The following is a 14,190-nucleotide window of genomic DNA, read 5'->3' on the forward strand; positions in this document are numbered from 1 at the left end:
AGGCTCCGCATCAGAGCTTGCCTAAAATAATCGACGCATTGGTGCCACCAAAACCAAGAGAGTTTGATAGGGCGTAATCAATCTTAGCTTGACGCGCTTCACCTTGCACAAAATCCAAATCACAGCCTTCTTCTGGGTCTTCAAGGTTCATGGTGGGGGGCATCACTTGCTCATAAATCGCTAAAGCGGTAAATACAGCTTCCATCCCTCCAGCAGCACCGAGGGCGTGGCCTGTCATGGATTTGGTAGAACTAACGGTTAGGTTATAAGCATGTTGTCCAAACACTGATTTTACCGCCGCCGCTTCACACACATCACCCGCTGGGGTTGAAGTACCATGCGCATTGATGTACTGAATTTGATCAGGATTTAAGCCTGCATTCAGCAATGTTTGTTTGACACAGCGAGCACCACCTTCTCCTCCGTCTGCTGGCTTAGTCATGTGATAAGCATCACCCGACATTCCAAAGCCCATAAACTCAGCATAAATTCGAGCCCCGCGAGCTTTGGCGTGTTCATACTCTTCCAAAACCACAACACCCGCACCATCACTGAGTACAAATCCATCACGACCTTTATCCCAAGGACGACTGGCGCTTAGAGGATCATCGTTTCGAGTAGACAAGGCTTTAGCGGCTGCAAAGCCTGCCACACCTAAAGGCGTTGTGGCATATTCTGCGCCACCAGCGACCATGACATCGACATCCCCAAATTGGATTAAGCGTGCTGCATCGCCAATGGAGTGAGTTCCCGTGGCACAGGCGGTACTGATGGCTAAATTAGGACCTTTTAAACCATGCATAATAGAAAGGTTGCCTGAAATCATGTTAATGATTGAGCTGGGTACAAAAAATGGCGATACGCGTCTTGGTCCAGAATTGACTAAAGTAGCGTGTTGCTTCTCAATAGATGAAATCCCACCGATCCCTGAACCTATGGAGACGCCAATTCTAAAAGCATTTTCTTCCGTGACTTCTAAACCGGAGTCTAACAAAGCTTGAGTACCGGCCGCCATGCCATAGTGAATAAAGGGGTCCATCTTTTTGGCTTCTTTGGCAGAGATATAATCTTCTATATTAAATCCCTTAATTTCACCGCCAAAAGTAACGGCAAAACCTGTGGTATCAAAGCCTGTTAAAGGGGCAATACCACTTTTACCAGCCAAAATCGCATCCCAGGTATCCTTAACATTATTTCCCAAAGGTGTTACACAACCCAATCCAGTAATCACAACGCGGCGCTTGCTCAAAATTTAATCCTCAAAAATTTCAATAAAATTTAATTTTTTAAACCCTAACCTTAGAGACTAGAAAATTAACTCTCCGTTAAAAACAAAAAAAGCCGTCAAGACGGCTTTTTTGTTCTACTGACCTAAGAATTAAGCTTCTAGGTGGGCATTCACATAAGCAGTTGCTTGTGCAAGTGTAGAGATTTTTTCAGCTTCTTCATCAGGAATTTCGCAATCAAATTCTTCTTCTAAAGCCATAACTAGTTCAACTGTATCAAGAGAATCTGCACCTAAATCGTCAATGAATGATGCATCTGGTGTTACTTGAGATTCTTCAACACCTAGTTGCTCAACAACGATTTTCTTAACTCTTTCTTCAATACTGCTCATGGAATACTCCGGTTTTTTGTTTAAAAATTTTTATCAACATAATGTTTGTGGTGTATTTTCGCTCCAAGTGGATTTTTTATCAAGCTTTTTTAACAGCCTAGAAAAACCACCCTAAACAAATCAAGACGACATATACATGCCACCATTCACATTAATGGTTTGGCCTGTAATATAAGTGCCGCCTTGCGACGCCAAAAAGGTCACGGTTCTGGCAATATCTTCTGGCTCACCCAAGCGTTTCAGAGGGATTTGTTGTGCCAAAGCATCTCTTTGCTCTTGAGGTAAAGCACGCGTCATATCGGTATCTATAAAACCAGGTGCAACGGTATTAACCGTGACATTCTTTGAACCCACTTCGCGTGCCAAAGATTTGGTAAAGCCCATAATACCGGCCTTAGCTGCTGCATAATTGGTTTGACCTGCATTACCCATAACACCCACAACAGATGCGATATTGATAATACAACCACCTTTAGCTTTCATCATGCCGCGCAAACAAGCCTTAGACATACGGAATACTGAGGTTAAATTGGTTTGAATAATATCATCCCATTCCTCGTCTTTCATACGCATCAAAAGGTTATCGCGAGTAATCCCTGCGTTATTCACCAAAATAGTGGGAACACCAAACTGCTCTGTAATTTCAGCCAATACATCGGTAATCATTTGACCATCTGTGACATTTAAACATTTGCCAACGCCACCAAACTCTGCCAAATATTCGGTAATATTTGCAGCACCTGAATCAGAAGTCGCTGTCCCGATGACCGTTGCGCCATTCTTAGCCAAATCCAAGGCTATCGCCTTACCAATTCCACGGCTAGCGCCGGTTACAAATGCAATTTTTCCAGATAACATTTTAAATTCCTTATTTATAGCGTTTCAAGCGCTGCATTCAGCGAAGCAACATCTAAAACAGGCTTCATACCCATTTTGCGATCAATTCGACGGTTAAGCCCCATCAATACTTTGCCTGGCCCCAACTCATATAAATCTGTCACACCCTGCGCCTGCATCGTCTGAACGGTTTTTACCCATTGCACAGGTTGATACAATTGGGCCACCAGCGCTTGTTTAATTTGCGCGACATCTTGATAAGATTCTACCGCCACATTATGTAACACCGGCACTGTCGGCAAATTAAAGTCCATGGTAGACAACTTAATGGCTAAAGCATCTGCCGCCGGTTTCATGAGTGAACAATGAGACGGTACACTCACGGCTAAAGGCACAACACGACTTGCGCCAGCGGCTTCCATTTTGGGGATCGCTTCGTCAACGGCATCTTTTGTGCCTGCAATAACCACCTGCCCAGGAGAGTTAAAATTAACCGCTTCAACAACACCATCAACCTCGGCACACACAGTAACAACCTGAGCATCTTCTAAACCTAAAACAGCTGCCATAGCACCGGTACCCGCTGGTACAGCAGATTGCATTAAGCGCCCACGCTCGGCAACCAATTCAACGCCCTGTTCCAGCGTTAAGGCACCTGAAGCAACCAATGCCGTATATTCACCCAAAGAATGCCCCGCCATAAATGCTGGAGCTACAGCTTTTTGCGATAACAAAACTTGATAAACGGCATAGCCAGCAGTCAACATGGCGGGTTGAGTGACATCGGTTTTATTCAGCGTTTCTTCTGGTCCATTTTGAACCACATCCCACAAATCGTAACCCAAAACCGCAGAAGCTCTGGCAAAAATGTCTGTAACCAAGGGGTATTCTGCGGCCAATTCAGCCAACATACCAACCGATTGTGAGCCTTGACCCGGGAATACAAATGCATATGACATAAACAATTTCTCTATCAATATTTAATTAAAGCTGAACCCCAGGTGAATCCACCACCAAAGGCTTCTAATAATAAGGTTTGTCCGCGCTGAATTCGGCCATCACGAATGGCTTCATTTAAGGCCATAGGCACAGATGCGCTTGAAGTATTCGCGTGTTTATTAACGGTAATAACTGTTTGGTCATCACGCAATTTTAATTTTTTTGCCGTCGCCATAATAATCCGCATATTGGCTTGATGAGGCACTAGCCAGTCTAAATCTTCTTTGACCATGCCATTAGCTTCTAGGGTTTCACTGGCGATGGAACTGAGCGTATTCACAGCCACTTTAAATACTTCATTGCCTTTCATGCTCATGGTGCGTTCTGCAATATCGTCAGTTAGTGGACGCTTTGAAACACCCGAAGGTACATGTAACAATTCTTCGTATTGACCATCTGCGTGTATATGTGTTGAAAGAATGCCAGGCTTAGTCGATGCCTCTAAAATAACCGCACCCGCGCCATCGCCAAACAACACGCAAGTATTGCGATCTTCCCAGTTGGTGATACGAGACAGCGTTTCCGCACCAACCACCAACACTTTCTTTGCCATACCGGTTTGGATAAACTGATCTGCCACACTCAAGGCATAAACAAAGCCCGTGCAAACCGCCTGAATATCAAAAGCTGGCGCGCAACGATTACCCAAGCGCGTTTGTAGCAAACAAGCCGTACTCGGAAAAGTTTTATCAGGCGTCGTGGTTGCCACAATAATTAAATCTAATTCTTGTGAGTTTATCGCCGCCATTTTAAGGGCTTCAATGGATGCTTTTTCAGCCAAATCACAGGTTGTTTGGTCATCGGCGGCTATGCGTCTTTCTTCGATACCCGTGCGCTCACGAATCCATGCATCACTGGTTTCAACAATCTTTTCTAAGTCAAAATTAGTGACGACTTTTTCAGGTAAATACCCACCTGTTCCAATAATACGACTGTAGATTCTTTGATTCATGACAACATTCTTTTTATTATATTTCGTTATGAGTAGCTTCGATGACTTGGGGCGTTAATAAAGTAGCAACTTCTTGCGCTATTAATGCGGGTACATTTTTTTGCACTTCTAGACGCGCCTCAGCGATGGCGTGAAAGAAAGAAAATGCATCTGCGCCACCATGACTTTTAATCACAATTTTACGCAAGCCTAAAAATGAAGCACCATTATAGCGTCTTGGGTCGACTTTTTCTTTAAAAGCTTTCAAAACGGGATAAGACAACAAACCTATAAATTTAGTGAAAAGGTTACGATTAAAGGCTGCTTTTAAGTAAAAACCAATCATCTTGGCGACACCTTCGCTGGCTTTCAACGCAATATTGCCATCAAAACCATCACAAGACACCACATCCACATTGCCTTTGTAAATGTCATCGCCTTCCACATAACCAATATAGTTAATATCGATCAGCTTCAAAAGACTATTGGCATCTTTAATGCGTTGATGCCCCTTAATTTCTTCTTCGCCAATATTGAGCAAACCAATACGCGGCTTAGGATTTCCATCAATGGCTTTTGCCAAAACAGACCCCATCACGGCAAACTGCGCTAAGCTTTCGCCCTCTGAACCCACATTCGCGCCTAAATCCAAGACATGAACATGACCTTTCATGGTAGGCATACTGGTGCATATCGCTGGGCGATCAATACCCGGAATGGTTTTTAAAACAAACTTTGAAATGGCCATCAAAGCGCCGGTATTTCCCGCACTGACACACGCCTGAGCCACATCATCTTTCACCAAGTTAACAGCCAAGCGCATCGAAGATTGACGCTTGTTGCGTAACGCTTTAGAAGGCAGCTCATCCATATCAACCACTTGCTCTGCATGGGTAATGCTCAAGCGATTTTTATCAAATGATTTAGAAGCCAACTCGGCTTCAATCAATGCCTGATTTCCAACAAGATTAATATGAATATCTGAAAAATCTTTTAAAGCATGCAATGCTGCTGGCACAGTTACGGAAACTCCGTGGTCGCCGCCCATTGCGTCTATGGCAATATGAATTGTCAAAATGTCATCCCTAGTCACTCAGCTCAACGAAGGCGTTAAGTTTTGCGAAAAAAACCAATAAAAAAGGCGACTTCTTAAACCCAACCCAGGTTTGGGTCAGATTTAAGGCAGTCGCCTCAATCAAAATAAATTAGAGCAATTGCTAAATTTATTTCTCAATAACTTTTTTACCTTTGTAAAAACCGTCAGCAGTTACATGATGACGACGGTGCACTTCACCCGTTGTTTGATCAACAGTGATTGCAGCAGCGTTTAATGAATCATGCGAACGACGCATTCCGCGTCTTGATGGGGTTTTACGACTCTTTTGAACAGCCATGATTTTCTCCTAAGTTGTTACTTTTTTCCTAAGCCCTGCAAAACTGCAAAAGGATTCGGTTTCGATTCTAATTCTATTTCTGCTTCCGCCGTTTCTGGCAAAGTTCCCACCGAGATTAACAACATCTCTGACGACTCATCTATCGGTGCGAGCGGTATATTTAGCAACAACTCATCTTCAACTATTTCCATTAATGAGATAGTTTCAGAAGGTAATTCGTAAACTTCCACTTCTTCAGGCACATCGTCGGCTAGGGCTAACGATTCTACAAACACGCCTTTTACTTTAGCTTGAAATGGATAATCAAACGCTTTTAATGAGCGCTGACACTCTAATACTAAAGTGGTATTGAGTTGCATTTCGAAAGCTGGAAACTTTAGCCCTCGGTCGTAATAAAATGAAATTGATATTTCAACATCATTGTCATGCGACACAGTGGCTTCGACCAAACGCGGAAATAAACCCTGATTGACTCTGGCATCAAATCGCTTATGATGTTGCACAGCGTGAATCGGATCAATTAAATTTGGTAGCTTATTTAACATGGCGCGGATTTTACATTTTCCTTATAGTAAAGTCAAAAAAAATTAACAATTAATCCACAGAATCAAAACCCTTTAAACACAATAAAAACAACAGCCTATTTATCATGTCAAAAATTACAGACTTTCCGCAAATCATCCTAGCCTCTAGCTCGGTCTTTAGACGCCAACTCTTGGAAAAACTTCACATTCCTTTTCAATATGTTAGCCCAGATATTGATGAAACACGCTTAAGTCATGAAAGCCTAACAGACATGATTGACCGTCTGTCTATAGCAAAGGCTAAAGCCGTTGCCGACAGCCATAAAAACTGCATTATTATTGCGTCTGATCAAAGTGCCTTTTTGAATAACGAGGTACTTAACAAACCTGGTAACTATGAAACGGCATTTGAGCAACTTAAAAACGCCAGCGGGCAGATCATAGAATTTCACACCGGACTGGTCGTTTTAGACACTCGGAAAACGCCTATTAATATTCAATGTCATCATGACATCACGCGCGTTCACTTTAGAAACCTTAGCAAAGAGCAAATTCACAGCTACCTAACGCTTGAAGAACCCTTTCAATGTGCTGGCAGTTTTAAATCTGAAGGCTTGGGCATTACCCTCTTTAGCAAAATTGAGTCTACCGACCCGAATGCACTGATCGGCCTCCCTTTAATCGCCTTAACCGATTGCTTAAATACTCTAGGTATTGAATTGCCATACTTGGTTAAAAACGCTTAAAAAGTGCCTAAAACTAACCAGGCCTGGTTGCTTTTAGGCTTGATAAGCCTGGCAATTCTCTAACAACCACGCCTGCAACCCTGCTAAATCATCAAACAATTTGAGTGGTGCAAACTTTTGCAAGCGATCCGCTTCATGCACGCCATGCGTTAAACCCACTCTATCCATGCCAATACGATGCGCCATTTCCATATCAAATTCCGTATCACCGACCATCACGGCTTGGTGAGGTTGCAACTTAAAGGCTTCTAGGATTTGACTGAGCATCAGCGGATTAGGCTTAGAAGCAGATTCATGAGGGGTTCGTGTCATGTCAAACAGATGCCCCATACTATATTCGCGCAAAACCTGATCTAAACCGCGACGACTTTTACCCGTGGCAATGGCCACCTTGACACCTTGCTCTCTCAACGCAGCCAACAACTCTAGCGCACCTGAAAAGGTTTCCATCTGCTCATTAGAGTCCTGCAAAAAATGTTGCGAGTAAGCATTTGCCATACACTGCACTTGCGCTTCATCAGCTTGCGTATACAAAGCTCTAATCGCATTTTCTAGACTGAGCCCAATAATCTGCTTAGATTCAAAAGCCGATAAAACCGGGAAACCACATTTGGCTGCTGCAGCTTGAATGGAGGTCACAATTCTGGCCTCAGAATTCATCAAAGTCCCATCCCAATCAAAAATTACGCACTGGTATTGCTTAGTTGTCATATGTTTAACTAACCCTTTCTTAAAACCTGTAAAGCCTGTTTAAAATCTTCAAACAAGGGGGCTTCTAAACGAATCCATTGTTCGGTCACCGGATGCTTAAACCCTAAAAACTGCGCATGCAATGCCAAACGCTTTAAGCCGGTTGATTTAAATGCTTTATTAAAATCTTTATCACCATATTTATCATCGCCCACCAAAGGACAGCCTTGTGATAAGGCATGGACCCGAATCTGATGCGTACGGCCTGTTTTGAGTTTGACCGCCACTAAATCACAGTCTGCAAAGGTTTCTTGCACGGTAAAGTAACTGATTGAAGGTTTGCCATCTTTGGATACCTGCACCATGCGTTCACCGGATTGCAGGGTATTTTTTAACAAAGGCACATCAACCTTACACTTACCTTCTGGCCAATGCCCCTTCACCAAACACAAATATTCTTTCGACATTTCATCTTCACGAATTTGCTCATGAAGCAATTTCAAAACCTGTGCTTTTTTGGCCAACAAGATACAACCCGAGGTATCTCTATCTAAACGATGCACCAACTCCATGCGTTTTGCCAAAGGGCGTAAGGCACGCGCTGCTTCAATCAATCCCATTTGAATACCACTGCCACCATGCACCGCTAATCCAGAAGGTTTATTAAACGCAATAATATCGTTATCTTCGAACAAAATACTGGCTTCTAAAACCTCTAGCAATGAATCTGAAGGCGTTACCTCAAGCTTCTCAGGCACTGTCACCGGCGGAATGCGCACAATATCGCCGGCTTTAATTCGCGTATCTGGCTTAACTCGCCCTTTATTAATACGCACTTCGCCCTTACGAATAATTCTATAAATTAAGGATTTAGGCGCTTTTCTTAGATGGCGCATTAAAAAATTATCCAGCCTTTGACCTTCATCTTCGCTAGACGCTTCTACATATTGAACCGACATTCAGACACCGCACCTTGTTTGTGTTTTAAAATTTTGGGCTAGTTTACCGTTAAACCCGTCAAATGTCATTGCATGCACCGGCAAGGGGTGCTATATTTACGCAACTATTTTTTGTAGATGAAATAGTCGGTTATTTATGTTATTGGAAAAGAACATAAAACCACTTCGCAGAATAAAAATAATAATTGAAGGCGATCACAAGCCCTCATTAGACAACCTTCGAAGAACCGTCGCAAAAGAATAGAATTTTTTAAAACATTCACAATCGCAGCCGCCCAAAAGGTAAGGAACATAAGACGATTGATGAGTGATACGGAAAAACGAGTTGTAAACCCGGTTATGCCCGAACCCGATGCGAAACTATTGAAAGCCCATCATCCGACCATAACCTTGGCTAAGAGCTTAGACGGCACCAAAGTCTAAGCTCGAAAAAAACAATGCATATTTGAAACGAATTTAAGCAACCTGACACAGATGACCTTACAGGTTGCATCGCTATGGAAACGCCATAACGAGGCTGCATTAAGACGCCCCACCTCTGCCTATCCGTCCTTTAAAATCTCTATTCTCAGTGTCGAACTCTTCCCCAAACTTAAAAAGAGAATCGCATGAAAAGAATGCTGATTAACGCTACTCAAGCCGAAGAAACCCGCATCGCGCTGGTTGACGGCCAGCAGCTCTACGACCTAGATGTCGAAACCCCCCACCACCAAAAGAAAAAAGCCAACATTTACAAAGGTAAAGTCACGCGCATCGAGCAACACTTAGAAGCCGCTTTTGTAGACTATGGCTCAGATCGACACGGTTTTTTACCCTTCAAAGAACTTGCCGACGAATACTATCCTAATGGTCGCATCGACCACAAACTGACCATCAATGAAGTGCTTAAAGAAGGCCAAGAAATCATTGTTCAGGTACAAAAAGAAGAACGCGGAAACAAAGGCGCAGCCTTAACCACGCAAATCACTTTGGCCGGTCCTTATGTGGTTATGATGCCAAACAACCCCAAAGCGGGCGGTATTTCTCGTCGTATTGAAGGCGAAGACCGCAGTGAAACGCGTGATGTTCTGTCAGACCTAGATGTGCCAGAAGGCATGGGCATGATTATCCGTACCGCAGGTGTGGGTAAATCGACTGAAGAATTGCAATGGGGCGTTAACTACCTTGTGCAACTTTGGGAAGCCATTAAATCAACCGCAGCCGATAAAGCCGCACCGATGTTGATTCACCAAGAATCAGACATCGTCATTTTGGCGATTCGCGATTACCTGCGCCAAGACATTGGTGAAATCATTATCGACAATATGGAAGTGTTCCATAAAGCGCGTGAATTCATTCAACATGTTATGCCGCACCAAGTTTATAAAGTGAAACCTTACCAAGACAAGGTGCCTTTATTTACGCGCTTCCAAATTGAATCACAAATTGAAACCGCCTATCAGCGCGAAGTCACCTTGCCTTCTGGCGGCGTGATCGTGATTGATATCACCGAAGCCCTAACGGCGATCGACATCAACTCCAGCCGTTCGACCAAAGGTGGCGACATTGAAGAAACCGCTTTCCACACCAACATGGAAGCGGCTTGCGAAATTGCCCGTCAATTACGCCTGCGTGACTTAGGTGGTTTAGTGGTCATCGACTTTATCGATATGCACTCCAACAAACACCAACGAGATGTTGAAAACAAAATGCGTGATGCCGTAAAGTCGGACCGCGCTCGCGTGCAAATCGGCAAAATCTCTCGTTTTGGATTGCTAGAAATGTCGCGTCAAAGACTGCGTCCTTCGATTGAAGAATCGACTCAAGTGGTGTGCCCTCGCTGTAAAGGCGTTGGCGTGATTCGCGGCGTGGAATCTTTAGGATTGTCTATTCTTCGTTTATTAGAAGAAGAGTCTATGAAAGAGAACACCCGCCGCGTGACTGTACAGTTACCAGTTGATGTGGCGACTTTCTTACTCAATGAAAAGCGTAGCCAAATTACGCACATTGAAGATAGACACAAAATGCACATTTTAATCGTACCGAATGAGCATCTTTCAACGCCACAATATTTGATTGAACGCACACGCATCAATGACGATATTCCTGAAGGCGCAAGCTATGCCATGAAAGAAGTCATTGCCAAAGAAGAATATGCGTTCTCTGAACCTAAATCTCAACAAAAACAAGAAGAGCCTGCATTGAAAGGCATAGAGCAAATGAGCGCCCCAGCCCCAGTGGCTGTTGCGCAAGTTGCAACGCCTAAAAAACCTGGTTTGCTAACTCGCCTCTGGAATGCTTTATTCAGCGCCGCTGAAGAAAAAGAAGCCCAGGTTGAAGAACAGCAAAAAGAAGTGCGTCGCAACTCTCGCAATAACAACAATCGTAATCGTAACGACCGTAATGATCGCAATCGTCGTCGCAATAACAACCGCAATTCTCAAGAAGGTGACGCCAACACGGATACTGAAGAGAAGGTTGAACGCACCGACCGTAACCGCAATCGTAACGAGCGCCCTGAACGCAATGACGCGCCTCGCAACGATGCTGCAGAAGGCAATAGCAATCCTCGTCGTAGTCGTCGTAATCGTAAGCCTCAAACACCTGAAGCCTTAGAAGCTCTGGAACAAGACTTGGAAAACAACAACTCACCTTTAGTGACAGATGACTCGTCTGAAAAACGCCCTGCTAATGAACGCAATACGCGTTACAACAAGGCAAATGAAGAGAAAGTTGAAGTTGAAGATTCAACAGATGACAATCAAGAAGACACCGATGGTGAAGAGGGTGACAAACGCCGTCCAAGACGCCGCAGCCGTTATAACACCCGCAGTTACAATGGTCGTCGTCGCGCACCTGCTGGCGCTGCAGACTTGTCAATTCACTCAACTATGGAAGAAACAACTGAAACAGTTCCCACTGAAAGTGTTGAATCTACAAATGCAGAGTCGATGACACCGCCTACCGATGTGATTGCTGAAAAGCCAGAAACGGTGACTCAGGTTGAAACAGCCGAAACCACTGAAACAGTCGAAGCGCCTAAAGAAGCTGAAACTGTGACTGAAACGGTTGTTGAAGCGCCTGTTCAAGCAACAGAACCGCAGGTTGTTGAAGTTGCTGTTGCAGAGCCCGTTGCTAAAATGCTTGTTGAATCAACCTCAGAAGTTTCTGCACCTGCTGAAACCGAGGCTGTTGTTGCAACTGAAGTCACCACGCCAGAGGCACCAATATCAGAAGCGACGCAAACCGTTGCAGAAACGTCTGATACAGAAGAAAAGCCAAAAGTTTAAGCGATTCGTGCGCAAACCGCTTTCCTAAAGTTAGCGGTTTTTCGAATAAAACCTTAAATTTTGCACAAAAAATAACCAGGCCTGGCCTGGTTTTTTTGTATCTGGCGTTTGCAAAAGCCTTTTTAGAAACGGCTTTTACAATTGATTCAACTAAGAACGACGCCAGCTTGTACCCGCAGCCGAATCTAATAATTCAATGCCTTGCGCCAACAACTCATCGCGAATCTCATCTGAGCGTTTAAAGTTTTTGGCTTTTCTAGCCTCCGCTCTTTCGACAATCAGCGCTTCAATATCCGCATCACTCAAATCCGAATCTGAAGGTTGAGATTTAAAGAAAGCTTGTGGCTCCTGCTGTAATAACCCCACCTGATTGGCTAATTGTTTTAGCAAAGCACCTAAAGCGCCATCCTTTTGCTTATTAACCTCTTTAGCCAACTCGAACAACACCGCAAAGGCTTGTGGCGTATTAAAGTCATCATTCATAGCAGCCATAAAGGTGGCTTCAAATTCTGTGTTTTGCGTTGCTTGCTCAACCAAAACCACACCATCTAAGGCTGAATATAAACGCTCGACACTTGCCTTGGCGATTTGTAAATTGTCTTGCGAGTAATTCACCGCACTGCGATAGTGGCTTGACAATAAGAAATAACGAATCACTTCGGGATGGTAGGCTTTTAGCACTTCGCGAATGGTGAAAAAGTTATTGAGTGACTTGGACATTTTTTCATCATCTATGCGAACAAAACCACAGTGCATCCAAGTGTTCACATAATGTTCACCCGTGGCACACTCAGATTGCGCGATTTCGTTTTCATGGTGCGGAAATTGCAAATCCATACCGCCACCGTGAATATCAAAATGATTCCCTAAACATTTAGTCGACATAGCCGAACACTCAATATGCCAACCTGGACGCCCCTGTCCCCAAGGTGATTCCCAAGCCGGTTCGTTTTCTTTTGAGGCTTTCCACAATACAAAATCATTGGCATTTTGTTTGGCGGCATTAACCTCAACCCTTGCCCCAGCGGTTAAATCTTCTTGCTGTTTACCCGACAAGCGACCGTAAGACGCAAATGAATCCACTTTAAAATACACATCGCCATTGTCAGCCGCATAAGCGTGCCCTTTATCCACCAAGGCTTGAATCATGCTGGAAATTTCGCCAATATATTCGGTCGCTTTAGGTTCTTCATCGGGGCGCAATACATTCAATGCCGTTTCATCAGCGTGCATGGCTTCGATAAAACGACCGGTTAAACTTTGAATGGTTTCTTGATTTTCAATGGCGCGATTGATGATTTTGTCATCAATATCGGTGATGTTACGCACATATTTAACGTTATAACCCAAGGCTCGCAAATGACGCACCACGGTATCAAATACCACCATGACACGGGCATGACCCACATGGCAATAGTCATACACCGTTACCCCGCACACATACAAACCCACTTGATTTTCATGGATGGGTTTGAAGATTTCTTTTTGACGAGATTCAGTGTTATAAATTTGTAAGGCCATTGCGCTACCTGCGATGAATGTTAAAATAGCGCCTATTGTATCAAAACCAGACCTAAAAATCGGAGCACAAGATGTTAAAAAACCTATTGATCATGTTTCAAACCACCTTACTTTGTCTTGGACTGACTAGCCAAGCCATCGCACAGTCCGACGAACCGGCAACCGGAAATAATCCGATGGTGCTAATGGAAACCTCAATGGGCAATATTATGATTGAGTTGTATCCAGACAAAGCGCCAGAATCGGTTAAAAACTTTTTACGCTATGTGAACGAAGGGTTTTATGACGGCACCATCTTTCACCGCGTGATTCCCAACTTTATGGTGCAAGGCGGCGGCTTTAACAAAGACATGCAAAAGAAAATGACGCACGCGCCCATCACTAACGAAGCCGATAACGGTTTGCGTAACGAAATTGGCACACTTGCCATGGCTCGCACCAATGACCCACAATCAGCCACGGCGCAATTTTTTATTAATGTCGCTCAAAACTCGTTTTTAGACTTTAGAGAAAAAACGCCACGCGCCTGGGGCTATGCAGTTTTTGGTCGCGTCACCCAAGGCATGAAAGTGGTTAACTCAATTCGAAATGTCAAAACTGGCTTTAAAAATGGCATGGGCGATGTGCCAGTTGACACGGTTGAAATCATTAAAGCACGCCAAATTAAATAAAAGTAATCTAAAAATCAGCAAAAGGAAAAAA

General features: G+C 43.8%; 14 protein-coding genes. 3 read left to right on the plus strand and 11 right to left on the minus strand.

The features are described 5' to 3' along the window. Positions 1-10: 10 nt before the first annotated feature. The 8 genes from fabF to THMIRH_RS07975 form a co-directional block, all read right to left on the minus strand. Positions 11-1,249 (minus strand): beta-ketoacyl-ACP synthase II, encoded by a 1,239-nt coding sequence (gene fabF / locus THMIRH_RS07940; RefSeq protein WP_173291580.1) that lies wholly within the window; start codon positions 1,247-1,249, stop codon positions 11-13. Positions 1,250-1,378: 129 nt separating this feature from the next. Beyond that, positions 1,379-1,618: an acyl carrier protein gene (acpP, locus tag THMIRH_RS07945; protein WP_173291581.1), complete on the minus strand. Its 240-nt coding sequence runs from the start codon at positions 1,616-1,618 to the stop codon at positions 1,379-1,381. Positions 1,619-1,738: 120 nt separating this feature from the next. Further along, positions 1,739-2,476 (minus strand): 3-oxoacyl-ACP reductase FabG, encoded by a 738-nt coding sequence (fabG, locus tag THMIRH_RS07950; protein ID WP_173291582.1) that lies wholly within the window; start codon positions 2,474-2,476, stop codon positions 1,739-1,741. Between the two features lie 14 nt (positions 2,477-2,490). Beyond that, positions 2,491-3,414 carry an ACP S-malonyltransferase gene (fabD, locus tag THMIRH_RS07955; protein ID WP_173291583.1) on the minus strand — a complete coding sequence of 308 codons (924 nt, stop codon included), beginning with the start codon at positions 3,412-3,414 and terminating at the stop codon, positions 2,491-2,493. 14 nt (positions 3,415-3,428) lie between these two features. Then, entirely contained in the window at positions 3,429-4,406 is a 978-nt protein-coding gene (locus tag THMIRH_RS07960) for a beta-ketoacyl-ACP synthase III (protein ID WP_279585847.1), read from the minus strand. 16 nt (positions 4,407-4,422) lie between these two features. Next, positions 4,423-5,460: a phosphate acyltransferase PlsX gene (gene plsX, locus THMIRH_RS07965; protein WP_173291584.1), complete on the minus strand. Its 1,038-nt coding sequence runs from the start codon at positions 5,458-5,460 to the stop codon at positions 4,423-4,425. Positions 5,461-5,608: 148 nt separating this feature from the next. Further along, positions 5,609-5,779, minus strand: coding sequence for a 50S ribosomal protein L32 (gene rpmF, locus THMIRH_RS07970; protein ID WP_173291585.1), 171 nt, complete (start codon positions 5,777-5,779; stop codon positions 5,609-5,611). 17 nt (positions 5,780-5,796) lie between these two features. Then, the gene (locus tag THMIRH_RS07975) at positions 5,797-6,324 is read right to left on the minus strand and encodes a YceD family protein (protein WP_173291586.1); all 528 of its coding nucleotides are present in this window, start codon (positions 6,322-6,324) and stop codon (positions 5,797-5,799) included. Positions 6,325-6,428: 104 nt separating this feature from the next. Here THMIRH_RS07975 and THMIRH_RS07980 point away from each other — a divergent pair, with 104 nt between their 5' ends. Continuing rightward, positions 6,429-7,049, plus strand: a complete 621-nt coding sequence (locus THMIRH_RS07980) for a Maf family protein (RefSeq protein ID WP_173291587.1) — start codon at positions 6,429-6,431, stop codon at positions 7,047-7,049. A 33-nt stretch (positions 7,050-7,082) separates the two neighbouring features. Here THMIRH_RS07980 and THMIRH_RS07985 read toward each other — a convergent pair whose 3' ends face one another. Together THMIRH_RS07985 and rluC are read right to left on the minus strand one after the other, a co-directional pair. Continuing rightward, positions 7,083-7,760, minus strand: a complete 678-nt coding sequence (locus THMIRH_RS07985; RefSeq protein ID WP_173291588.1) for an HAD family hydrolase — start codon at positions 7,758-7,760, stop codon at positions 7,083-7,085. Between the two features lie 8 nt (positions 7,761-7,768). Then, positions 7,769-8,698, minus strand: a complete 930-nt coding sequence (rluC, locus tag THMIRH_RS07990; RefSeq protein ID WP_173291589.1) for a 23S rRNA pseudouridine(955/2504/2580) synthase RluC — start codon at positions 8,696-8,698, stop codon at positions 7,769-7,771. Positions 8,699-9,306: 608 nt separating this feature from the next. On the opposite strand from rluC, the gene THMIRH_RS07995 reads away from it, so the two are divergent. Continuing rightward, positions 9,307-11,967 carry an Rne/Rng family ribonuclease gene (locus THMIRH_RS07995; protein WP_173291590.1) on the plus strand — a complete coding sequence of 887 codons (2,661 nt, stop codon included), beginning with the start codon at positions 9,307-9,309 and terminating at the stop codon, positions 11,965-11,967. A 150-nt stretch (positions 11,968-12,117) separates the two neighbouring features. Here THMIRH_RS07995 and cysS read toward each other — a convergent pair whose 3' ends face one another. Beyond that, positions 12,118-13,488 carry a cysteine--tRNA ligase gene (gene cysS, locus THMIRH_RS08000; RefSeq protein WP_173291591.1) on the minus strand — a complete coding sequence of 457 codons (1,371 nt, stop codon included), beginning with the start codon at positions 13,486-13,488 and terminating at the stop codon, positions 12,118-12,120. Between the two features lie 71 nt (positions 13,489-13,559). Here cysS and THMIRH_RS08005 point away from each other — a divergent pair, with 71 nt between their 5' ends. Next, entirely contained in the window at positions 13,560-14,159 is a 600-nt protein-coding gene (locus THMIRH_RS08005; protein WP_173291592.1) for a peptidylprolyl isomerase, read from the plus strand. Positions 14,160-14,190 lie beyond the last annotated feature (31 nt).

This window comes from Thiosulfativibrio zosterae (assembly GCF_011398155.1).
Taxonomy (GTDB): domain Bacteria; phylum Pseudomonadota; class Gammaproteobacteria; order Thiomicrospirales; family Thiomicrospiraceae; genus Thiosulfativibrio; species Thiosulfativibrio zosterae.

Excerpts from the sequence above, each read along its gene's own strand:
- acpP (WP_173291581.1), bottom strand. The coding sequence starts at position 1,618 with ATGAGCAGTATTGAAGAAAGAGTTAAGAAAATCGTTGTTGAGCAACTA.
- fabG (WP_173291582.1), bottom strand. The coding sequence starts at position 2,476 with ATGTTATCTGGAAAAATTGCATTTGTAACCGGCGCTAGCCGTGGAATT.
- fabD (WP_173291583.1), bottom strand. The coding sequence starts at position 3,414 with ATGTCATATGCATTTGTATTCCCGGGTCAAGGCTCACAATCGGTTGGT.
- THMIRH_RS07960 (WP_279585847.1), bottom strand. The coding sequence starts at position 4,406 with ATGAATCAAAGAATCTACAGTCGTATTATTGGAACAGGTGGGTATTTA.
- rpmF (WP_173291585.1), bottom strand. The coding sequence starts at position 5,779 with ATGGCTGTTCAAAAGAGTCGTAAAACCCCATCAAGACGCGGAATGCGT.
- THMIRH_RS07975 (WP_173291586.1), bottom strand. The coding sequence starts at position 6,324 with ATGTTAAATAAGCTACCAAATTTAATTGATCCGATTCACGCTGTGCAA.
- THMIRH_RS07980 (WP_173291587.1), top strand. The coding sequence starts at position 6,429 with ATGTCAAAAATTACAGACTTTCCGCAAATCATCCTAGCCTCTAGCTCG.
- THMIRH_RS07985 (WP_173291588.1), bottom strand. The coding sequence starts at position 7,760 with ATGACAACTAAGCAATACCAGTGCGTAATTTTTGATTGGGATGGGACT.
- rluC (WP_173291589.1), bottom strand. The coding sequence starts at position 8,698 with ATGTCGGTTCAATATGTAGAAGCGTCTAGCGAAGATGAAGGTCAAAGG.
- THMIRH_RS07995 (WP_173291590.1), top strand. The coding sequence starts at position 9,307 with ATGAAAAGAATGCTGATTAACGCTACTCAAGCCGAAGAAACCCGCATC.
- cysS (WP_173291591.1), bottom strand. The coding sequence starts at position 13,488 with ATGGCCTTACAAATTTATAACACTGAATCTCGTCAAAAAGAAATCTTC.
- THMIRH_RS08005 (WP_173291592.1), top strand. The coding sequence starts at position 13,560 with ATGTTAAAAAACCTATTGATCATGTTTCAAACCACCTTACTTTGTCTT.